At 68.1% G+C, this 19,940-nt stretch carries 19 protein-coding genes and 3 pseudogenes; 12 read left to right on the forward strand and 10 right to left on the reverse strand.

The window, feature by feature from the left end; translation table 11 throughout:
• Window positions 1–2: 2 nt before the first annotated feature.
• The 3 genes from ACIRQP_RS32180 to ACIRQP_RS32190 form a co-directional block, all read right to left on the reverse strand.
• Window positions 3–2,288 carry an endo-1,4-beta-xylanase gene (locus tag ACIRQP_RS32180; RefSeq protein ID WP_403896305.1) on the reverse strand — a complete coding sequence of 762 codons (2,286 nt, stop codon included), beginning with the start codon at window positions 2,286–2,288 and terminating at the stop codon, window positions 3–5.
• Between the two features lie 154 nt (window positions 2,289–2,442).
• Window positions 2,443–3,471, reverse strand: a complete 1,029-nt coding sequence (locus tag ACIRQP_RS32185; protein WP_403896308.1) for a LacI family DNA-binding transcriptional regulator — start codon at window positions 3,469–3,471, stop codon at window positions 2,443–2,445.
• Between the two features lie 219 nt (window positions 3,472–3,690).
• Window positions 3,691–4,560 (reverse strand): helix-turn-helix domain-containing protein, encoded by an 870-nt coding sequence (locus tag ACIRQP_RS32190; protein WP_403896310.1) that lies wholly within the window; start codon window positions 4,558–4,560, stop codon window positions 3,691–3,693.
• A 71-nt stretch (window positions 4,561–4,631) separates the two neighbouring features.
• Here ACIRQP_RS32190 and ACIRQP_RS32195 point away from each other — a divergent pair, with 71 nt between their 5' ends.
• The 4 genes and pseudogenes from ACIRQP_RS32195 to ACIRQP_RS32210 form a co-directional block, all read left to right on the forward strand.
• Window positions 4,632–5,489, forward strand: coding sequence for a phytanoyl-CoA dioxygenase family protein (locus ACIRQP_RS32195; RefSeq protein ID WP_403896313.1), 858 nt, complete (start codon window positions 4,632–4,634; stop codon window positions 5,487–5,489).
• A 685-nt stretch (window positions 5,490–6,174) separates the two neighbouring features.
• Window positions 6,175–6,576 (forward strand): DUF721 domain-containing protein, encoded by a 402-nt coding sequence (locus tag ACIRQP_RS32200; protein WP_403896316.1) that lies wholly within the window; start codon window positions 6,175–6,177, stop codon window positions 6,574–6,576.
• Between the two features lie 292 nt (window positions 6,577–6,868).
• On the forward strand, window positions 6,869–7,561 hold the full coding sequence (locus ACIRQP_RS32205) for a hypothetical protein (protein WP_403896319.1): 693 nt from the start codon (window positions 6,869–6,871) through the stop codon (window positions 7,559–7,561).
• Window positions 7,534–7,813 (forward strand): annotated as a pseudogene (locus ACIRQP_RS32210) (hypothetical protein); the annotation flags it as partial. The gene ACIRQP_RS32205 and the pseudogene ACIRQP_RS32210, both read left to right, overlap by 28 nt.
• A gap of 209 nt (window positions 7,814–8,022) precedes the next feature.
• Here ACIRQP_RS32210 and ACIRQP_RS32215 read toward each other — a convergent pair.
• Window positions 8,023–8,643: a GntR family transcriptional regulator gene (locus ACIRQP_RS32215; RefSeq protein WP_403896399.1), complete on the reverse strand. Its 621-nt coding sequence runs from the start codon at window positions 8,641–8,643 to the stop codon at window positions 8,023–8,025.
• A 189-nt stretch (window positions 8,644–8,832) separates the two neighbouring features.
• Between ACIRQP_RS32215 and ACIRQP_RS32220 the strand changes: the two genes are divergently transcribed.
• From ACIRQP_RS32220 to ACIRQP_RS32240, 5 genes are read left to right on the forward strand one after another with little or no spacing between them, the layout of a single operon-like run.
• Entirely contained in the window at window positions 8,833–10,110 is a 1,278-nt protein-coding gene (locus ACIRQP_RS32220; protein ID WP_403896321.1) for a 4-oxalomesaconate tautomerase, read from the forward strand.
• Entirely contained in the window at window positions 10,107–11,132 is a 1,026-nt protein-coding gene (locus ACIRQP_RS32225) for an amidohydrolase family protein (RefSeq protein WP_403896322.1), read from the forward strand. The genes ACIRQP_RS32220 and ACIRQP_RS32225 overlap by 4 nt, the downstream gene beginning before the upstream one ends.
• 20 nt (window positions 11,133–11,152) lie before the next feature.
• Complete coding sequence (gene ligK, locus ACIRQP_RS32230) at window positions 11,153–11,857, forward strand: 4-carboxy-4-hydroxy-2-oxoadipate aldolase/oxaloacetate decarboxylase (RefSeq protein ID WP_403896325.1); 705 nt, start codon at window positions 11,153–11,155, stop codon at window positions 11,855–11,857.
• Window positions 11,854–12,810, forward strand: a complete 957-nt coding sequence (locus tag ACIRQP_RS32235) for an amidohydrolase family protein (protein ID WP_403896328.1) — start codon at window positions 11,854–11,856, stop codon at window positions 12,808–12,810. The genes ligK and ACIRQP_RS32235 overlap by 4 nt, the downstream gene beginning before the upstream one ends.
• Window positions 12,811–12,846: 36 nt before the next feature.
• Entirely contained in the window at window positions 12,847–14,202 is a 1,356-nt protein-coding gene (locus ACIRQP_RS32240; RefSeq protein ID WP_403896330.1) for an MFS transporter, read from the forward strand.
• 233 nt (window positions 14,203–14,435) lie between these two features.
• Here the strand turns inward: ACIRQP_RS32240 and ACIRQP_RS32245 are convergent, their stop codons facing one another.
• Entirely contained in the window at window positions 14,436–14,675 is a 240-nt protein-coding gene (locus ACIRQP_RS32245) for a hypothetical protein (protein WP_403896333.1), read from the reverse strand.
• On the reverse strand, window positions 14,672–14,881 hold the full coding sequence (locus ACIRQP_RS32250; protein WP_403896335.1) for a hypothetical protein: 210 nt from the start codon (window positions 14,879–14,881) through the stop codon (window positions 14,672–14,674). Before ACIRQP_RS32250 ends, ACIRQP_RS32245 begins: the two co-directional genes overlap by 4 nt.
• A 2-nt stretch (window positions 14,882–14,883) precedes the next feature.
• On the opposite strand from ACIRQP_RS32250, the pseudogene ACIRQP_RS32255 reads away from it, so the two are divergent.
• From ACIRQP_RS32255 to ACIRQP_RS32265, 3 genes and pseudogenes are all read left to right on the forward strand, one after another.
• A pseudogene (locus tag ACIRQP_RS32255) lies at window positions 14,884–15,063 on the forward strand (hypothetical protein); the annotation flags it as partial.
• A 153-nt stretch (window positions 15,064–15,216) separates the two neighbouring features.
• Window positions 15,217–15,840 carry a hypothetical protein gene (locus ACIRQP_RS32260; protein WP_403896337.1) on the forward strand — a complete coding sequence of 208 codons (624 nt, stop codon included), beginning with the start codon at window positions 15,217–15,219 and terminating at the stop codon, window positions 15,838–15,840.
• A gap of 364 nt (window positions 15,841–16,204) precedes the next feature.
• Window positions 16,205–16,327 carry a hypothetical protein gene (locus ACIRQP_RS32265; RefSeq protein ID WP_403896339.1) on the forward strand — a complete coding sequence of 41 codons (123 nt, stop codon included), beginning with the start codon at window positions 16,205–16,207 and terminating at the stop codon, window positions 16,325–16,327.
• Between the two features lie 220 nt (window positions 16,328–16,547).
• Here ACIRQP_RS32265 and ACIRQP_RS32270 read toward each other — a convergent pair whose 3' ends face one another.
• The 4 genes and pseudogenes from ACIRQP_RS32270 to ACIRQP_RS32285 all read right to left on the reverse strand — a co-directional run bounded on the left by ACIRQP_RS32270 (window position 16,548) and on the right by ACIRQP_RS32285 (window position 19,906).
• Window positions 16,548–17,408 (reverse strand): DUF427 domain-containing protein, encoded by an 861-nt coding sequence (locus ACIRQP_RS32270; RefSeq protein ID WP_403896341.1) that lies wholly within the window; start codon window positions 17,406–17,408, stop codon window positions 16,548–16,550.
• Between the two features lie 419 nt (window positions 17,409–17,827).
• Complete coding sequence (locus ACIRQP_RS32275; RefSeq protein WP_403896344.1) at window positions 17,828–18,460, reverse strand: TMEM175 family protein; 633 nt, start codon at window positions 18,458–18,460, stop codon at window positions 17,828–17,830.
• A gap of 287 nt (window positions 18,461–18,747) precedes the next feature.
• A pseudogene (locus tag ACIRQP_RS32280) lies at window positions 18,748–19,176 on the reverse strand (ABC transporter); the annotation flags it as partial.
• Between the two features lie 112 nt (window positions 19,177–19,288).
• A complete protein-coding gene (locus tag ACIRQP_RS32285; protein WP_403896346.1) occupies window positions 19,289–19,906 on the reverse strand; it encodes a hypothetical protein in 618 nt (205 codons plus the stop codon).
• Between the last annotated feature and the right edge of the window lie 34 nt (window positions 19,907–19,940).

Below are 19,940 nucleotides of genomic sequence, written 5' to 3' on the forward strand. Positions count from 1 at the left end.
GCTCACGCTCCGTTCTTGAGCGATGCGTCGTCGAGGAGGAGATCACCGGTGCCGGAGGTGGTGCTGACCCACCATTCGGCCTTGGAAAGGGTCTTGCCGTCGAAGTCCAGCGACACGGCAGAGGAGGTGGACAACTTCGTCCAGCCGCTGGTCGAGGCGGTACCGGAGGCGAGCGGGATCGATTCGGAGGTGCCGTCGGTGTACGACAGCTTCAGCTTGACCTGTGCGGTGGTGTCGGCGCCCGAGGCCAGCCGCACCCAGGCGCTGGAGGTGTAGCTCTCGCCGTCGGTGACCTGCACGCCTTCGGCCGGTCCCTGCCACTCGGCGGTGCGGCCGGTGGAGCGGATCGCGACGGAGCCGGAGTGGACGTTCCTGGTGTCGGGCTTCACCGTGCTCGGGCTGAAGCCGTACCAACCGACGCTGCCCAGCTCGGCGTTGCCGTTACCCAGCAGATCGGAGTCGTCGGACGGCTTGCCGTCGGCGACCACGGTGATCGTCCTGCCCTCGTTGGACCCCATGCGGACGCGCACCTTCTCAGTGGCACCGTTGGCCGTCACCGTCACCAGGTAGTCGCCGACGAAGCCGCGCGTGTCGTAGTCACCCGAGGCGTTGGTGGTACCGGAAGCGTTGGTCCACCACTCCTTGGTCACCAGGTCGTGCCACATCTGGCCGTTGGGCTTGAGGGACCAGTCCGCGTTGTAGAGCGCGGCCAGCGGGTCCCAGATGCCCTTCTCCCAGATCCCGAAGGTGCTGATCCCGGTCACGTCGGGATGACTGAAGAGGATGGTCAGGAAGTCACGGGTGTAGTCCGCCTGCAGCTGCTGGTCGGCGGTGGTGATGTCGAACTCGGTGGCTTCCAGGGGCAGTCCGAGGGAGGCGTACCGGTTCAGCAGTTGGTAGATGTCCGCGGGAGCAGTGGGCTGCAGAGCGGTGAAGTGGCCCTCCAGACCGATCCCTTCGACCGGGTAGCCGCCGTCCTTGATCCGCTTGACCAGATTGTAGACGTAGTCCTGGTGGCGCTTGCTCCAGCCGTTGTTCTCCAGCAGGCCGTAGTCGTTGAGGACCATGCGGGCCTTGGGGTCGGCCTGCTTGGCCAGGACGTACCAGCGGTTGATCTCGTCGGGGCCGAGGATGTCCTGCAGATTGTGTTCGGAGTACGGCTCGTTGACGACGTCCCAGCTCTCGACGTTCCCGGTGAGCGAGCCGGTCTCGTCCGCGAGGTGGCCGTCGACCCGGGCCCGCAGCGCGGTCGGGTCGTCCTGCAGGTTCTGCAGATCGGCGGGGAGATACCCCCATGAGGGCCAGACGAGGTTGTGGCCGCGGAAGGCGAAGCCCTGCTGACGTATCCACTTCAGGGCCGGCTGGGTGACGGTCTGCTGGTAGACGCTGTTCTCCCAACGCGTCCACTTGAGGTCGTTGGCGAGAGTGAGCTGGTTGAAGTCGCCGTTGCTGAGGGCCTGGCGGTACTTCTGGCCGTCCGTGGTCCCGCTCATCATCTGGGCGGCGTCCACGGCGGTGCCGAACTTGAAGGCGTGCTGCTGCATGTCCGCCTTGACTGTTGCGCCGGGCACGGGGTCGCCGTTCTCGTCGACGACCTTCACCTTCAGATCGCCCTTGCGGTACTCGTCGATCCGCCGGTCCGCGTCCGAGCGCCACGCGGCACCGGCCTCGCGGCCCTCGTAGGTCACCTTCGGGAAGCCGGCCGGGTCGCCCGGGCCCCAGTCCCGCACCGAGACACCGGCGACCTGGAGTGTCTGAGCGCCGTAGCCGAGCCAGAAGTTGACGTGTGCCTCGCCGGCCGCGTAGTCCTCGGCGATCCGGAAGGGGAAGGTGAACTTCTGCCAGGCGGACGTCAGTCGCAGCGCCGCGTTCGCGGACTTCTTGTACGAACCTCCGTTACGTTCGAAGACAAAGGTGGCGCTGCCGGCATCCGAGCCGGCCGGCGTTGTGACCGAGCGAGCCCAGAACGTCGCCACGGCCGCGTCCCCCGCCTTGACCGCAGCGGCGGTTGGCGCGCCCAGCGTGATCTCGTACTCGCCGTCGAGACCCGCGCTCTTCGGGGCCGATGTGGTGGCGATCTGCAGCGCCTGGGCGAAGTCGGGCGAGCCGGAGACGGGAACGATCTCGTGCTGCGGGGCCGGATCTCCCTTCACCTCGGTGAAGCCGGTCAAGGGGTCCGAGCCCATGATCTCGACCGGGTCGGCGGCGGCGGTATCCGCGCCCGGGACCGACTGGAGGCAGAAGACGGTCAGAAACAGCGCGGCGAGAAAATACACCGGCTTTCCCACCAGGGATCTGCGGCGGGCATTCCTGGGATTTATGCAATGCCTCATGGATGACCCTTCCGGGTATTTGGTGGGCACGATGCCCTATTGCATCGTGCTGCGGCTCCACCGGTGGGACGTGTGAGGCGGTACATGGATTTCAGTCTGCGGAAGGTGGCTAATGGATTTCCGGTGCGGGAGCGGTGCTGTCCCGGACGATCAATTCGATGGGCAGAACAATGCGCTGTGACTCGCCGGATGGGTTGTCGTCCAGCGCGGTGAGGAGTATGGCGGCGGCACGCCGCCCCATCTCGGCGAACGGCTGCCGGACCGTGGTGAGGGCCGGACGCACATGGGCCGCGGCGTCGATGTCGTTGAACCCGATCACCGACATGTCCTCCGGCACCCGCACGCCGGCCATCGCGAGCTCGTCCAGCACGGTGAAGGCCGCCGAGTCGTGGTACGCGAACAGTGCCGTAGGGCGACGGTCCGGCGGCAACTGCAGCAACTCTCGGGTACGGGTGCGGATCACCGCGTCCTCGAAGCCGGTGTCGACGTCCAGTTCGGGTTCGGGTTCCAGGCCGGCTTCGCGCAGGGCGTCCCGCAGCCCGCGCCGCCGCTCCTGGACGTACGGATGGTCGAGGGGACCGAGGATACTGGCGATCCGGCGGTGGCCGAGGCCGAGCAGATGACGGCCGGCCAGCAGCCCCCCGCTGTAGTTGTCGGCCCCGGCCGCGGGCAGCTCGCTCTCGGCGCCGAGGGTGTCGACAAGGACCATGGCCATCCCTCCGTGGTGCAGATCGACCAGGCGGTCCATCGGTTGCTGGTCATGGGCCACCACGATCAGCCCGGCGCACAGGCCGGAGCTCACGACCCGGTCGATGGCACCTCCGTAGTCACGTTCGTTGGTGCTGGTGAACAGGAGGATCTCGTACTTGGTGTTCTCGACCACCTTCGCGACGCCGTAGTTGATGTCCGCTATGAAGCGCCAGGTCAGACCGGGCACGATCATGCCGATCAGACCGGTGTTTCCTCTGGCGAGCGCGGTGGCGGCGAAGCTCGGCACGTAATTGTGCCGTTCCATTACGGCGAGCACCCGGCGTCGTGTAGCCGGGTCCACCTTGGGGCTTTCGTTCAGTACCAGGGAAACCGTGGACTTCGACAGTCCGGAGAGTCGGGCAATATCGCGGATCGTCAGCTTTGCCATTCGTTTCTCTTTCCGTTGGACTGGTCCAACGAGACGCTGTCACTTGGCTGTTGGACCAGTCCAACGCTGGTTGTGGAACTTATCGTTGGACTGGTCCACCGTCAGCGCATCGAACAAAAAAGGTTGAGCAGAGGACGAATCAGAGCTGTTTGCCAACCGTCTGCCGGCGCGAGAGAAGGCCACCGGGGATCATCGGCAGCGAGCCGACCACGTGGCCCCCTACCCGGCTGATGACGGGGAGCCGGCAGCCGCGCCTCGGTACCGCGACGGTGTGGTGCGGGTGTCACGGCGGAAGGCGGTGGCGAAGTGCTGCGATGAGGAGTAGCCGAGGTCGGCCGCGATCATGGTGATCGGCAGGTCGGTCTCGGCCAGCAGCAGCCGGGCGCGCTCCATCCGCAGGCGGGCACGGTACCGGCCCGGTGTCTCGCCGCTCTCCGTGCGGAACAGTTCGGCGAAGTGGGCCGGCGACAGGTGTACCGCATCGGCGAGGGCGTCGACCGTGACGCCCTCGGCAAGGCGGTCCTCGATGAGTCTTTTGGCCGTTGCCACGGCGGGGTGCATGGCCAGATGGCGGCCTGGCGGCCGGCCCTCGGCCAACCGCGACGCCTCTGTCACAAGGAGGGCTGCGGTGTACGTCAGTCCAGCCGTGCGCAACGGCTGGTGTGTGGTCACCTCGCGCAGGAACAGCTCGAAGGGCGTGATCATCGACCCGGCATCTGTGATGACGAGCGGCCGGCGTTGCCGCCAGATCGGGTGCAGGGTGTCCGGCGGCACGATCTCCGCGGGCGCGAGCGCGGCGAAGTAGAAGTGGTACGGCGCCGTGCTGGAGGCTGTCATCGCATGCGGCACGTGCGGTGGCACCGCCAGCAGCCCACGCGCAGGAACCTGCCAGGTCCGCTCTGCCACGGTCCACTGCGTCGGCGGGCCGGCCAACTGCAGATACAGCTCCCACGCCTCGTGGGTGTGCGTGCGGATGACCCAGCTGGTCGGGGCGTGTTGATCGCCGGCGTGGAGGAGTCCGGGAACTCCGGCGTGCCGCAGATGAGCATGGAATCCGGCACTGAGTCCCGTGGGGCGATCGATCGACACCCGAGAATTATGTACAAGTGCCCAAGGCTCCTGCACGCAGATGCAGGGGATCTCCTCGTAGCGTCCTGGGCATGGCGAACAAGACTGACACCTTCCTGCCGACCGACGAGGACGTGGCGTTCTACCGGGAGAACGGGTACTGGATCTCCCCGCCGATCCTCACCGACGACGTACTCGACACCGCCGAGCGGGGCATGCGCCGCCATCACTCGGGCGATGTGGACCATCAGCTGCCCGGTGACCGAGACAGTGGCCGCTGGGGATGGCGATCTGATGACGGCGACGTGCTGCGCAAGAACGACTACGCGTCGCTGAGGGTTGACGAACTGGCCCTCCTGGTCCGCCAGTCCGTCATCGCCGGGTGTGCCGCACGGCTCGCCGGAATTGAGGAGATCCGGCTGTGGCACGACCAACTGCTGTACAAGCCAAGCGGCTCGGCGCGGCAGGGCAACGTGGGCTGGCACACGGACCGGCAGTACTGGCGTGGCTGCTCCAGCCAGGCGATGCTGACCGCGTGGGTTCCGTTCCACGACATCACCGAGAGCCATGGACCAGTGATGTTCGCAGCGGGCAGCCACCGCTCGGACGAGCAGACGGACCTCAGCTTCTTCGACCAGGATCTGACCACGTTCGACCGTTACGCCGCCGAGCACGACCTGCGCATCGTCAGCGCCACCCTCACCCGAGGGCAGATCAGCTTCCACCACTGCAGGACCGTCCACGGCAGTGGCCCCAACCACAGCGGCGACCCACGCCGGTCGATCGCCATTCACCTGCAGCCCGGCGAGAACCACCACGTCACCGCGCACAACCCCGACGGCACCATCGCCACGCACGGCAACGACGACCTGACCGCGGGCCGTCCCGACGGCACCCCCGACTACGCGGATCCCGCCGTGTGTCCACGGTTGTGGCCCACAGCACCTTGATCTCGCTGTTCCGCATCCGAGCGGCCCGACGAGAGCCGAGGGCCGCTCGCCCGACACGCTCGCGCTTCGGCGGGGGCGAGAATCTGCTTGAGCCGGTGACCTGGTCGTCATCGGGACGGCGGGTGATTCTCGTCCATATGGCCTGGGACAGCAGACGCGGGCGCCACCAACAAGGCAACTGTCCTTGGAGGTCAGGAGGTCGGAGAGGGGGCGCAAGGAAGTGGCCGCCGACGGTGCGGCTGCTGTGTAGCGGCCCGTTCCTCCCTTGCGCACGGGCCGCGGAACCGATCGGGCATGATCGGGCATCCGATGGTGCCGCTGACGGCCATCAGGCGCTTCTGACCGGAAAGACCATTCACGCACCACCGCAATGCGCCCCTGTCGGTCGAAGGCCGCCGGCGCCTTGTCGAACGCTGCACGTCCGGGGAAACGGAAGTGGACCCAACCACCATCCCCAGGACGCCCACCCCTGCCGGAAGAACTACGCGAACTGATCATCCGTCTCGGCGCCCAGAACCCATCGTGGGGTTTCCGCCGTGTTCACGGAGAACTACATCGCCTCGGTCACACAACCAGCGCCGCAACCGTCCAACGCATACTCCGAGGTGACGAACACCGCCACGTACCGGGTGCTCATCGGCTGGACCTGACCCGCGAGGAGGTTTGCGAGTGGCGGGGGCGGGCGATGAAGGACCACCAGGTCGTGTTCGACCACATCGACCAGTACGGCGAGATCTCGGCAAGACGTCTGTTCAGCCACCGGCTGGTGGCCGAGCGGGCCCGGGAGCTCCCGGCAGTCGGCGCCACGCTGCGGGAGCGATGGGCGGCCATCGCCCCCGAGTTGGCCCGGCACGTCGCCGCCGCGGCGTACGACGCGCACTCCGGCCAGCTCACCGTGTGCCCGGAGTCGTCGGCCTGGGCGACGAAGGCCCGCCTGGAGCAGACCCGCGTCATCGAGGCCGTCAACGCCGCGGCGGGCCGGACGGTCGTCCGCGCGGTGCGGATCCTGGCGCCCGGTTCGGTGACCGCGCCCGACCCGCCGACACCACCCCGGCGGCCACGGCCGACGCCTCCACAGGCCCGGTGAGGACGCGGGAAACGGCGTGCGACGGGTACCGCCGCGCGCTCGCCGCGCACCAGAATGTCGCGCCGCCGCACCGGGTGGACCCGGGCATCACGAAGGCGGTACGCCGGGGCGCTGTTGGTTCTTGAGCAGGCCACCGTCGACTACCTGAACGCCGTCGAGAATCTGGCCTGGCATCAGAAGCCGTATCCCAACCGAACTTGATTGTTTGATTCCTGCTGGTCAGGCATGGTTTCGCTTGGGGTGAGGGAGGCATGCGCCGTCTTGTGTCCGCTTCGTGGTCGAGGGGTGCGTGGTGGCGTCGGTGCTGGGAATGCTGGAGGAGCAGGGGGCGGCTGCCCGTGTGCGGGTGGAGGGCCTGCGGGAGGAAGTCGCGCGGCTGGCTGAGGTGTTGGAGGCCGCGGAGATCGAGCTGGACCGGCGGGTGATCACAGGGGAGGAACTGGTCGAGGCCCTGGCAGTCTCCGCGGCCGAGGCCACTGCCGTGTCCGAGGCGGAGAAGGAAGCGGCGCCCCTGCTCGCGCCGGTGCCGGGCTCAATGGTGCCGCCTTGGCGGGAGGGGCTGCCGGTGACGGCTCTGGCGTCGGACTGTCAGCGGATTCTCGGCGTGCTGGAACAGCGGCGGTCAGCGGGTCACGGGTCGCTTCGAGCCAGGGAGATCACGGTGGAGCTGGGCCTTGGGACGACGCCGGCGAGGGTCAAGGGGGTGCGGTCGAAGACCAGACGTCTGGCGGAGCGCGGGTGGCTCCTCCTGGAGACGTCGGGGGCATTCAGTGCCGGCCGGCAGCCCGTGGCCGTGCCTGGTACCGGACGAAGGGCGGCGCCCCGCTGCTCGGGGCGGCACCTGGGGAGCCGGGTCGTGACCGCGCGGAACCTGGTCGGAGCTGAGTGGGCGCAGTATCGGCTACGTCTGTGTGCTGATCACCACGGCGAGCAGCGCGATGAGCAGGGTGGGCGTGCCGCCGAAGGCGACACGCCCACGACGTGAAGAAAAAGGGGTACGGCAGCATGCGCCTGTCGCATCCGCTGGTGGGGGAACTGACGCTGCGCTACGAGACTCTCGCGCTCCCCCGGCGACCAGGAGCAGTCGCTGACGGCCTACCACGCCGGGCGCGGCTCCCCCTCGGAGGAGGCGCTGCGCCTGCTGACCAGTTGGGGAGCGGACGCCTCGCAGGAACGGCCGGCGGTACACGACGCTGAACGGAACATCGGCCTGCGCGACAGGCGGAGGCCATCCTGATCGGCTGATCGGCGGGCGACAGACACCCAAAGGCTCCGGGAGCAGCCGCGTTCGTGGGCACGCCCTCCTGGGGCGGATTCGTCGCGCTACGGACTCCGCCACGCCAGAGATCATGCGAAGACGCCGACGGCGAGCATGAGGGTGGCTGCGCCGTGGCGCAGGCCGTGCGGGCGGACCGGGGGCGGCGGCCAGACGCTCGGCCGGGCCGGTCAGCTCGTAACGGCCGGTGTGGCCTGCAGCTCCTCGATGACGCTGGCGAGATGGGCTCGTGCCGCTGCCTCGGCCGCTGGGCCGTCGCCCGCCACGATCGCCTCGATGATCGCCAGGTGCTGGGGCAGTGACTTGGTGGGGCGGCCGGGGCGCAGGGCCAGCCGGAACTGGTAACGGACCATCTGGCCCTTGAGCCGGTCCAGCAGCCCGTCGGCCACTTTCTGACCGCTCATCTCGGCGATGCGCGAGTGCAGTCGGCGGTTGAGTGCGGAGTACGCGTTGAGATCGCCGCCGGTGACGGCCTCCCGCATGCTGTCGCCGATCTCCCGCAGGCTCTCGCGCTGCTCGGTGGAGGTGCGCTGAGCGGCCCGGCGCGCGCACAGGCCCTCCAACACGGCCCGGCACTCGGCGATCTGGATGGCCTCTTCGACTGAGACGACTCGGACGCGCGCGCCTCGGCGCGGTACGAGTTCCACGAGGCCCTCTGCCGCGAGGTCCTGTAGCGCCTCCCGGACGCAGCCGCGAGTCGCGTGGAAGGTCTCGGAGAGCTCCTGCTCCACAAGGCGCTGCCCCGGCACCAGATCCCCCTCCGAGAGCGCCTGGCGGATCCCCGAACTCACCAAGCGGCGACCCTCCTGACCGGTCACCCGGTTGTCCGCCACGCGTCTCCCCCTCGGTCTTCCGTGGTTGGTCACACTCACGTCCGTCGAAGTGTATCCACTTCCACCATGGTGACTATTTCATCGAAGTTATTGTCAACGATCTAGTTGATGGTTAAGTTGACGACCATCACCAGCGACGGGAGAGCAATGACGCAGCCCACGACGGTCCGCCCTGCGGACGTCTCCGAACCGCCCTCAGCGGGCGGGCAGATCGCGGTCCCCTGCTGGTTCCTGCGCGGCGGCACCTCGCGCGGCCCGTTCTTCCGCGCCGGCGACCTGCCCACCGTGACCGGTGACCGGGACGCCGTCCTGCTGGCCGTGATGGGCTCGCCCGACCCACGCCAGATCGACGGGCTCGGCGGCGCTCACCCGCTGACCAGCAAGGCCGGGGTTGTGGACCGCAGCGACCGGGACGGCATCGATCTGGAGTTCCTGTTCTGCCAGCTGCAACCCGACAGCGACACCGTGGACACCACGCCGAACTGCGGCAACATGCTCGCCGCCGTCGTCCCGTTCGCCGTCGAGTCAGGCCTGCTGGCACCCGGCGGCGAGACCACCACGGCACGCGTTCTGACGCTGAACACCGGGCTGACCGCCGATATCACCGTGCGCACCCCGCTCGGCGAGGACGGCCGCCGCTTTGTCGCGTACGAGGGCGACGCCCGCATCGACGGCGTCCCGGGCACCGCCGCCCCGATAATGATCAACTTCCTCGACACGGCCGGATCGGTATGCGCGTCCCTACTGCCCACGGGCCGAGTCCGGGACAGCGTCGAGATCGCGGGCGTCGGCCAGGTCGGTGTGACATGCATCGACAACGGCCAGCCCCTGGTGATCGTGGAGGCCGCCGCGCTGGGCCGCAGCGGTTACGAGTCCGTGGCCGACCTCAACGCAGACGACGAGCTCAAGGAGCGCGTCGAGAACCTGCGCCTGACCTGCGGGAAGCTGATGGGTCTGGGGGACGTGACCGGGAAGAACTATCCGAAGATGACGCTCGTCGCGCCCCCGGCCCACGGAGGCACGATCACCACGCGCAGCTTCATCCCGCGGGTCTGCCACGAGTCGATCGGCGTCCTGGCCGCCGTCACCGTCGCCACGGCATGCGTACTGGAAGGGACGGTCGCCCACCAGGTCGCGACCGACGGCGGCGCTGGCACGGAAGGCGGCACCGGCGCCCGGCCCACCGACATCACCGTGTCCGTCGAGCACCCCGCCGGCGAGTTCAGCGTCCAGCTCGGCCTGGACCCGTCCCAGCGCGTCACGAGGTCGGCGCTGCTGCGCACCGCACGCCTGATCATGGCCGGCGCCGCCATGGTCCCGAACCACCTCCCGCACTCCGTTCCGCGTACGGGCACCGTACTTCCCCGTACGGGCGGCCCCCTATCACCCGAGCCCGAGCCCGCGCCCGAGAGAGAACTGCGATGATCATCGACTGCCACGGCCACTACACCACCGCCCCGCCGGCTCTCGGCGCGTGGCGCGAGCGGCAGATCGCCGGGCTCACGGACCCCTCGGCGGTGCCCGACCGCGCCGACCTGCGCATCAGCGAAGACGAGCTGCGGGAGAGCATCGAGGGAAATCAGCTCCGCATGATGGACGAGCGGGGCATCGACGTCACCGTCTTCTCGCCCCGCGCCTCCTTCATGGCGCACCACATAGGCGACTTGGCGACGTCCTCCCGCTGGGCGGCGGTCTGCAACGAACTCTGCCACCGCGTCGCCACACTCCACCCGGAGCGCTTCGTGCCCGCCGCGATGCTGCCGCAGTCGCCCGGCGCTGACCCGGCCACCTGCGTGCCGGAGCTCGTCAGGTGCGTGGAGGAGTACGGGGCCGTCGCGGTGAACCTGAACCCGGACCCCTCGGGCGGCCACTGGACGGCGCCGCCGCTCACCGACCGCTCCTGGTACCCGCTGTACGAGAAGCTCGTGGAGTACGACATCCCGGCGATGGTGCACGTCAGCACCAGCGTCAACCTCGCCTTCCACACCACAGGCGCGCACTACCTCAACGCCGACACCACGGTGTTCATGCAGCTCATCCAGGGCGATCTGTTCGCCGACTTCCCCACGCTGCGCCTCGTGATCCCGCACGGCGGCGGCGCCGTCCCGTACCACTGGGGCCGGTTCCGGGGCCTCGCGATGGCGCTGAAGAAGCCGCCGCTGGAGGAGCACCTCCTCGGCAATGTCTTCTTCGACACCTGCGTCTACCACCAGCCGGGTATCGACCTCCTCCTCGACGTCATGCCCCGCCGCAACGTCCTCTTCGCGTCGGAGATGATCGGCGCCGTCCGCGACATCGACCCGTGCTCGGGCCACCACTTCGACGACACGCGCCGCTACGTCGAGACCGCAGGGCTGACCTCCGCCGAGGTCGCCGACATCCAGGAACACAACGTCCGCGCCGTCTACCCGCGTCTCGACGCCCTGCTGTCGCAGCAGGGGCGTTGACGCAGAGGGAGCAACGAACCATGTATGAATTGGGAGTCGTCCATCAGGACATTTCCCGCGCCTCCGGTACGGAGGTGGCGGCGCTGGCTCCGTTGGGCGTCAGCACCGTCCACGAGGCGATGGGACGCACCGGCCTGATGCGCCCCTACATCCGGCCCGTCTACCACGGTGCCGCGTTCTGCGGGACCGCCGTCACCGTGCTGCTCCAGCCCGGCGACAACTGGATGCTGCACGTCGCCGTCGAGCAGCTGGAGCCCGGCGACGTCCTCGTGGCGGCCTGCACCACCGAGAACGAGGACGGTTTCTTCGGCGAGCTGCTGGCGACGTCGGCGCGCGCACGCGGCGCCGCAGGGCTCGTCATCGACGGTGGCTGCCGCGATGTCGCGGCCCTGGAGGAGATGGACTTCCCCGTCTTCAGCCGGGCCGTGCACGCCAAGGGCACCGTGAAGGCGACACTCGGGTCCGTCAACATCCCCGTGGTCTGTGCGGGCGCCCTGGTCCACCCCGGTGATGTTGTTGTCGCCGACGCGGACGGCGTCGCCGTCGTACCGGCCGGGCGCGCGGGCGAGGTCGCGGAGGCGGGGCACAAGCGCGAGGCGAACGAGGAGGACAAACGGCGCCGGTTCGCCGCGGGTGAGCTGGGGCTCGACATGTACGGGATGCGCGAGCCGCTGCGGGCCGCCGGGCTCCGCTACGTCGGCGGACGGACGGAGCGGACCTCATGAGCACGGCGTCCACTCTCCCGGGCCCGTCCGGGCCGTCCGGTCCCTTCACCAAGAGCCCCGGATGGCTCGACTGGTACGCGGGCCCGTCCACGCCCACATTCGCGCTCCCAGCGGGGACCGTCGACACCCACTGCCACGTCTTCGGGCCCGGCGCCGAATTTCCGTACGCCCCGGAGCGGAAGTACACCCCGTGCGACGCGAGCAAGGACCAACTGTTCGCGCTCCGTGACCACCTCGGCAGCAGCCGTAACGTCATCGTCCAGGCCACCTGCCACGGCGCCGACAACAGTGCCATGGTCGACGCCGTGCGCGCGTCCGGCGGCCGGGCGCGTGGCATCGCCACGGTCCGTCCCGGCATCACCGACGCCGAGCTCGCCGAGCTGGACGCGGCCGGTGTGCGCGGGGTCCGGTTCAACTTCCTGAAGCGTCTGGTCGACGCCGCGCCGAAAGAGGATCTCGCGGCGATCGCCGCCCGGATCGCACCGCTCGGATGGCACGTCGTCATCTACTTCGAGAGCACGGACCTCGAAGAACTCGAAGGTTTCTTCGCCTCGCTGCCCATCCCGCTCGTGGTCGATCACATGGGGCGCCCCGACGTGACGCAGCCCGTCGACGGCCCCGAATTCACGCGCTTTCTGCGTTTCGTGGACCGGAACGACGTGTGGGTGAAGGTGACCTGCCCCGAGCGGCTCACTGCCACCGGCCGGCCGGCTCTCGACGGGGAGCGGGAGGCATATTCCGATGTCGTTCCGTTCGCGCGCCGGGTCGTGGAAAAGTTCCCGGATTCCGTGCTGTGGGGCACCGACTGGCCGCATCCCAATCTCACCGGTCATATGCCGGACGACGGGCTGCTGGTCGACTACGTGCCACGTGCCGCCGTAACCTCCCAGTTGCGGCACAAGCTACTCGTGGACAACCCGATGCGGCTCTACTGGCCCGGCGAAGGTGTCTGAGCCCCTTCCACACCCACTTTCGAAAAGGGCCTGCCCATGCTGAATTCCAACGCGAAGAACCGGCTCGACCGGCTGCCGATCGGCAAATTCCACAAGATGACCCTGGTGGCCGTCTCCTTCGCCTACTTCTTCGAGTTCGCGGACATCAACAGCTTCGCGGTCACCGCCCCCCGGCTGATCAAGCTCTGGGGTATCACCGTGGACCAGGTGGCATACGTCACGTCGCTGTCGTTCGTCGGCATGTTCCTCGGATCCATCGTCGCCGCCTGGATGGCGGACCGCTGGGGCCGCAAGAGAACGCTCGACATCACGACTCTGTGGTTCGGCGTCTTCTCGCTCACGTCGGTGTTCTCCTGGAACCTTGTCTCGCTCGGCGTCTTCCGGGTGCTGACCTCGGCAGGGCTGTCCGCGATGACCGTCGTGGCCGTCATCTACGTCAGCGAGATGTTCCCGTCCACCGTGCGCGGCAAGTTCCAGGCGTACGCGATCGTCATCGGCATCTGCGGCACGCCCGCCACGAATTTCGTGGCCAGTGCCGTCGTACCGCTCAACGACTGGTCGTGGCGGCTGGTCTACCTGTGGGGCGCCCTCGGCATCGCGTACATGTTCCTCGCGCGACGCCTCAAGGAATCCCCGCGCTGGTACGAGGACAAGGGCGACCACGCCGCGGCCGACGCCGTACTCGGAGAAATCGAAAAGGAGATCGCCGCCGAGAAGGGCCCCCTTCCCGAACCGGAGCCGCCCGTCGAGGCCCCGATACGCGAAAAGGCGCCACTGCGGATCCTGCTCCAGAAGAGATACCTCTGGCCGACACTGCTGCTGGTGGTGTTGTGGGTCACCCAGACCATCGGTTTCTTCGGCTATTCGAGCTGGGCGCCGACGCTGCTCGCCAAGGAGGGATTCAGCGTCGAGAAGTCCGTCTTCTACGTGGCCCTCAGCACGGTCGGCGCACCCCTGGGCTCCTATCTGGCGGCCCTGGTGACCGACCGGTTCGAGCGCAAGTGGTGCCTAGTGGTGTTCGGCGCGGTCATCGCGCTGTGCGGCCTGTTCTACGGTCTGACGTTCAACCCGGTCCTGATCGTCGTCTTCGGCTTCCTCGTCAACCTCTTCGAGCGCGGCTACACGGCGCTGGGGTACGCGTACTCGCCGGAGCTGTTCGACACGCACAGCCGCTCGCTCGGCACCGGCGTCTCGTACGGCCTCGGGCGGCTCTCCAACGCCGCCGGCCCGCTGATCATCGCCGGTCTGTACAACGGGTCCGGTTACCGGAGCGTCTTCTTCTTCATCGCGGGCACCTGGCTGTTCGGCTCGGTCATCCTCGCCGTCTTCGGCCCCCGAACGAAGCAGCGGCCAGTCCCGCTCGCGGCTCCGAAGGAGCTGGCCCGCGCCTGAGCGCCGGGACGCCGCCGCACGGGCGGCGCCCCGGGCCGTCGAGCCACCGGGAGCAACACCGAACCACAGAGGTCCGGGCTCAGGCTGATGTTGATCTGTCCTCCCCTCGTCCGGAAGCGGTTTCCGCATCTCGTCTAGAGCTTCCGCGCGTCGCTCGGTCTGAAACAGGCCCGGGCTGTCGTGGCGGTCGTGGCTGTTGTAGAAGTTGCTCTCCACCGTGGCTTTCGTCGGGCTCAGGACACCACGTTCCCGTTGACGGTCACTCTGTCGAAGGTCAGGTCCTCGGCATGGCCGACGATGTCGGCCCCCTTGATGCCGGTGAAGGTGCAGCGGGAGAGATGGATGCCTATCATCGGGTCGCTCTCCAGTCCCACCAGGTTGAGGACCGCTGCCGCGCCGTCGATCTCCGTGTCCGTGACGGCGATGTTCCGGACGGAGACGGGCTGAGCGCCGCTCCCGCTGTTGTACTTCATGTTGATGAAGAGACGTCGCGCTCGACCGCGCCACCGGTGAATCCTCTGACGTACACGTCCTCGATGAAGCCGCCGCGCCGTGTGTTGGTCTTGAGGCAGAGCGGACACTTCACGGGGTAATGGCCCGGAAACGCGAGCGAGTTGATCCGGCAACGCTCGGCGAAGACGTTGCGCACACTGCCGGACATCTCACTGCCGATCGCCAAACTTCCTCGGCCTCAACCGGACGGTGCGGGAAGGCTTACCCGACGGCGAGAGCGTGCGGGACTACCTGGAGGACAACCGGCCGGCGTTTCTGGACGCGGCCCGCGCGGCCATGAGGTGGCGAACCGCCGACCCTCAGGGAACTTTTACGGGACGGCCCGTAGGAAGAGGTATCAACAACTGACGGTTCCTCATATCGGTTTCGGCCAGGTTGATGATGTATCCCTTCCGTGATTAACAGCCGCATCGGTTCCCGCTAGGGTCACTTCAGCTCCACAGCCCGGCGCCGCACGGCCCGTGTGGCGCTTCGCGAACCCGTCGATTGGACCGGTGTGAAGTGAAGATCAAGTATCGCCATCTGCTGGGTCATTCATTGGGGGTGGCGGTCCGGAGCCGACTCGCCGCTGCGGTGGGTGTGGTCACGCTACTGGTGGCTGCCCTCACCGGCACGGCCACCGGCGCGGCCAGTGCGGCGCCCCAGGCGGCGCCGGTCGTCGCCGCCACGCAGGCGAACGCCGCCCCCGGGTGGATCTGCCCCGGCACGGAAATACCGGCGGGTTACGTGATCACCCTCCGCAATGCGAACGGGTGCAACGGTGCCGGCTCCTGGTACATACAGCCCGTGCAGGACGGGATCTGGGTCTGCGCCACCTCGCCGATTCCCCCCGGCTACTCGGTCACCATGCACGGCATTGGCTGCAACGCCAGCATCGACACCTGGTTGCTGCAGTTGGCCCGCGACGGCCAGTATGTCTGTGCGGGCTCGCCGCTCCCTCCCGGTTACGTGCTCACCGGCTACATACGTACTGGCTGCAACAACCTCGGTCTGTGGTTCCAGCAGGTGGCCCGCGCCGGCCAGTACATCTGCCCCGGCGTGCCCGTGCCTCCCGGCTTCCGCACCGACGCCTACAACGCGAGCTTCTGCAGCGGCCTCGGGGGCTGGCTCCTGGTCAGCCTCTGATCCGATCCAGTCCTCCGGAAGGCACCGCGTGATGCGCGGTGCCTTCCGGCGTCGCACGCACGTGTTGAACTCCGTCGGCTCCTGGCGCCCCCGGAGCCGCTCGTCTCGGCTCCTTGCGGCCGTAGGCTGTTGAGGGATCGACTGACTGAAGGAATGAGTCCTGAGGGCGCCAAGAAGATCGGTGCCCCGCGGTGCGTCGCCCTCGTACGCGACCTCGCGCCCGGATTCAAGAAGTACCGCCGGAGCCGACGGCGTCGACGACTTCCTGGAGCGCGTCCGCGCGAGCTGATCCCGAGATCCGTGGCCAGCACGGGCTCGCTCGACGACACTGACGGCGGGCTGACCGTCCCCGATTCGGTCACCGATGCCGGACGACACGCTGGGGGCCGCCGCGGTGGTACTCACCAACTGCGACGACGCCAAAGAAGTGTTCACCGCTGAGGTGTGCCGCCTCACCAGCCGCTCGTTGGCGCTGGTCAGCCACTGAGATGTGGCTCGGATGTGGGACACCACTCCGGTCGACGTCGTCACCGTGATCTCCATCAGGTCGCGGGCGGGGACGACGGCACCGCCTTCACCGAGGCTGAGGTCTTCCTGTGGAACAAACTCACGGTGAGCGACAAGCCGAGGCCGACCAGCCGCGGTCGGCCGTCGGCGCCTTCGGCTCCAGGAGCTGCTCCGTTGATGAGGACAGGCGTTCGTCGGGGTCAGTGGGCCTTGGCCTCGTCGACGTCCAGGCCACGATCGACGCCGTGGGGGACGACGTTCTGCCCGGGCTCGAGATGCAGGCGCGTGCCATCGAGATGGACCTCGGCCTTGTCCGCTTCGAATGACACCAGGTCGCTGATCCGGTCGACCTCCCGGTAGGCGTTGCGGTACGACCAGGCGGCGCGACGCGCCTCGCCGATGTCGTAGTAGTCGCACAGCCCCTTGTAGGGGCAGAAGGTCCGGCCTTCGACGGGACGCAGCTGGGTCTCGTCGATGTCGGCGCGCGGGACATACCAGCGCGGGGCGAATCCGGACTCGAAGACCACGACGGGGTGCTCGGAGCGGGCGATCACGGTGTCGCCGAGGCGGACTTCCAGGGTGCGGGAGGTGTTGCGGATGTCGATGCGGTGGTACGGGTCCGCGGCGTGTCCCAGGATGCGTTCGTCCTCCTCGTAAAAGGCGTCCATCGCGCGCCAAGCGAAGGCGATGCGGCCCAGGAGTTCGGCGGCGTGCCCGGGAAGTGCGGTGAATTCCCAGGCGGCGCGTTCGGTGGTGCGGTCGCCGGCATGCACGGCATACCAGGCGGTGTCACCGAGATCCTTGTGCTGGGTGACCTTGCCACTCGGTACCAGGGTCGGCTCGTCGACGTCTTCGCGGGGGAAGTAGGCGACGGGGTAGCGGCCCGGTTCGTGGAGCGCGATCACGTTCTCGCTGTCGGCGATCCAGGTGTCATTGAACTTCACGCGCATGCGGCGCCGAAGCCGCTCGGCGAACAGAATGCGGTCGGGCAGGGGTTCGGGGGTGAGGAAGTGTCCGATCGCGCCGGTGGAGAGGGGGCCTTGCTGCCAGGACAGTCCCATGGCGGGTTCCTTCCGGGTGCGGGGTGTGCGGGTGGCCGCACCCTGGTGGGGTGGTTGTTGTTGACGGCCGGGGCGCGCAGAAGCAGTGGGGATCGGTGAGCGTCGGGCCGACAGAAGCAGGTCCCAACGGCCTTGCCCTCGCTGGTGAGGGCCCGGACTCCCCAGTCGTCGCAGAGCTCCTGGACGATGCGCATGCTTCGCCGGCTTCCCCGCTCGGTGAGGCGGGGATACGCAAGGCCCGCTGGTGTTCGATGGTCGTCTGCCGCAACCGTATGAAGGCAAGGCGCCACTGGCAGGGCAGGACAGCGCACTCACGACGCCACAGCCGAGCAACACCTCCGGTAGTCGCCTCGGTGCCAGTGAACAAACCGATCCGCGAGCCTCCCGGAAGCAGACGACGGGGCGCGGGCCGTCGGCGGTCACGTCCTATGTCCATGGTGACGCCGACGCTTCACCTCGGCAATCTCGCCCGCGATGGGAAACCAGTAGTAGAGGACGAAGGCGGCGATCACGGCCACGCCGGGTACGGGAACCACCAGGGCGCCGAGCAGGTTTCCGGTGGTGAGCCAGACAAGGGACAGCCGGAAGCGCCGGCTGATGGCTGCCACGCCGGCTGAATCGATGGTGGCGGTGAGCAGCCGGTGATCACGACGGACGTACCCCCAGATGACGTTGAACAGAATGGCCAGGAGTTCGAAGGCGGCGCCGTGGAGGGCGACAGCGGTGCGCTGCCCGTGTCCGTCCCGGAACGCCTGAGCCAGCACCGAGGCGGCGAATGGCAGGAACGCGACGTCCATCAGCAGCACGGTGTTGAGGAAGAGCACCACTCGGTCGGCGCTGCGGATGTGGTCGAACATGATGTGATGGTTGGCCCACACCTGCCCGATCAGCATGAAGGTGAGGACGTAGGCCAGGTAGGACGGCCAGAGCCCGGCGAGGTCGTGCAAGTGGCGGGTGTCGTGCGGCGGGCGAATCTCCAGGACGAGCAGCGTGATGGCGATGGCGATGACGCCGTCGCTGAAGGCGACCACCCGGGCAGGACGGCGCTCCACGCCGAACGATGTCGCCCCTCCTCCGGGTCCATCTGGTCCATGAACAGGCTCTGTCATCGCCCCAGCCCCCGGCACCGTACGCTCGTACACGCGTAACCGAGGAGCGTTTCCCCACTGATGCGAGGAACCTCAAATCCTCGGCCCGCTGCCGTCGAGGTCGAAGCCGCGATCCGGGCTGCCGATCACTCTGATGCTGCCATTCCAGGCCACAGCCCATCTGGGAGACGCGCAGCACTACCGGTGCGATGCCCGGGGGCGGGCCAGCACGTACTGGTTCACGACTCCCCTCAACGATGCTCGACCAATCGGTCCGCACTGGTGAACTCACAGCCCGGCCCGAGGTCGGGGGTGTGCACGGTCAGCTCGTCGGCCTCGATACCGACCGAGTCCAGCTGGTCGAGGATGGAGCGCAGCTCGCGCTGGCTGCCGTCGCTGGGGATCTGCAGCGACAGCGCCTCGTCGTCCCGGGCGACCTCGCGCAGGGCGGAGGCGGCCGCCTGGTAGGTGTCCGGGTGGGTGAAGCGGAGCCGGATGTGCCCGCCAGGGATCAGCCGCTTCAGTTCCTCGGCGCTGCCCTCGGCGGCGATCCTCCCGTCGTTCAGCACGGCGATGCGGTCGGCGAGCTCGTCGGCCTCGTCCAGGTACTGGGTGGTGAGGAAGACCGTGACACCGTCTGTGACGAGTTCGCGGATGATCTGCCACATGTTGCGGCCACTACAGCCGACGCCCCTGACCACGCCGCGAAGTGAGACGCCGCTGGAGCACCGGACCGGCGCGATCTGTCGACCCGCGTAACGCGCTACGGCCCGGCGCCGCGGCCACCCCCGCTCAAGCCTCCGGGCAGATGTGGTTCTCCAGTCGGCTGACCGCAGCCTGATACTGCTTCTGGACAAAGCCCTTGCGGTACTGGCTGCCCCACGGGAACTCCTCACGGTGGCCGCACAGCGCGCACACCAGCTCCGGCAGCTCCTCCCCACGGGGCTCGATGAGCCCCACCGCATGCTTGGTGGCTCCCGGCCAGCCCGCGCCATGCCCGGTCACACCCGTGTCGTGTGCGGCGGCCAGCGCGCTGACCCAGCCGAAGACGGCGCCCACCAGGATGCCCGCGACCGTGAGCGCGATCCGCACAGGACCGGCGTCCTCCAAGGTGATGAGACTGACCAGGCTGACCAGTAGGATCACAAGCCCGGCGTACGCGCCGACCCGTCGGCGGGCATGCCGTCGGTGGGTCGCCTCCACACTGTGAATGGTGTAATGCAGCTCCTTGTTGCACGTTTCGCACCGGACCGTGCGGTGAAGAGCGGGGCTCCCGTCGTCCGGCCTCTTCACCACCCACTTCTGGCTTTTGTAGTCCCAGGAAGCGGTGCTGTCGCCCGACGGCCGGCCCCAGAAATTGATCCGGTGCGAGACTGTCGCCTCCTGCCTCTGTGCGATCGCCTGTGGCATGTCGAACTCCCTCATTTCTATTGGCAGTTGATGG

The organism is Streptomyces sp. NPDC102274 (assembly GCF_044766385.1).
Classification (GTDB): Bacteria; Actinomycetota; Actinomycetes; order Streptomycetales; family Streptomycetaceae; genus Streptomyces.

Excerpts from the sequence above, each read along its gene's own strand:
- ACIRQP_RS32240 (WP_403896330.1), top strand. The coding sequence starts at position 12,847 with ATGCTGAATTCCAACGCGAAGAACCGGCTCGACCGGCTGCCGATCGGC.
- ACIRQP_RS32225 (WP_403896322.1), top strand. The coding sequence starts at position 10,107 with ATGATCATCGACTGCCACGGCCACTACACCACCGCCCCGCCGGCTCTC.
- ACIRQP_RS32220 (WP_403896321.1), top strand. The coding sequence starts at position 8,833 with ATGACGCAGCCCACGACGGTCCGCCCTGCGGACGTCTCCGAACCGCCC.
- ACIRQP_RS32185 (WP_403896308.1), bottom strand. The coding sequence starts at position 3,471 with ATGGCAAAGCTGACGATCCGCGATATTGCCCGACTCTCCGGACTGTCG.
- ACIRQP_RS32265 (WP_403896339.1), top strand. The coding sequence starts at position 16,205 with ATGCCGGACGACACGCTGGGGGCCGCCGCGGTGGTACTCACCAACTGC.
- ACIRQP_RS32200 (WP_403896316.1), top strand. The coding sequence starts at position 6,175 with ATGAAGGACCACCAGGTCGTGTTCGACCACATCGACCAGTACGGCGAG.
- ACIRQP_RS32195 (WP_403896313.1), top strand. The coding sequence starts at position 4,632 with ATGGCGAACAAGACTGACACCTTCCTGCCGACCGACGAGGACGTGGCG.
- ACIRQP_RS32235 (WP_403896328.1), top strand. The coding sequence starts at position 11,854 with ATGAGCACGGCGTCCACTCTCCCGGGCCCGTCCGGGCCGTCCGGTCCC.
- ACIRQP_RS32245 (WP_403896333.1), bottom strand. The coding sequence starts at position 14,675 with ATGAAGTACAACAGCGGGAGCGGCGCTCAGCCCGTCTCCGTCCGGAAC.
- ACIRQP_RS32270 (WP_403896341.1), bottom strand. The coding sequence starts at position 17,408 with ATGGGACTGTCCTGGCAGCAAGGCCCCCTCTCCACCGGCGCGATCGGA.
- ligK (WP_403896325.1), top strand. The coding sequence starts at position 11,153 with ATGTATGAATTGGGAGTCGTCCATCAGGACATTTCCCGCGCCTCCGGT.
- ACIRQP_RS32285 (WP_403896346.1), bottom strand. The coding sequence starts at position 19,906 with ATGCCACAGGCGATCGCACAGAGGCAGGAGGCGACAGTCTCGCACCGG.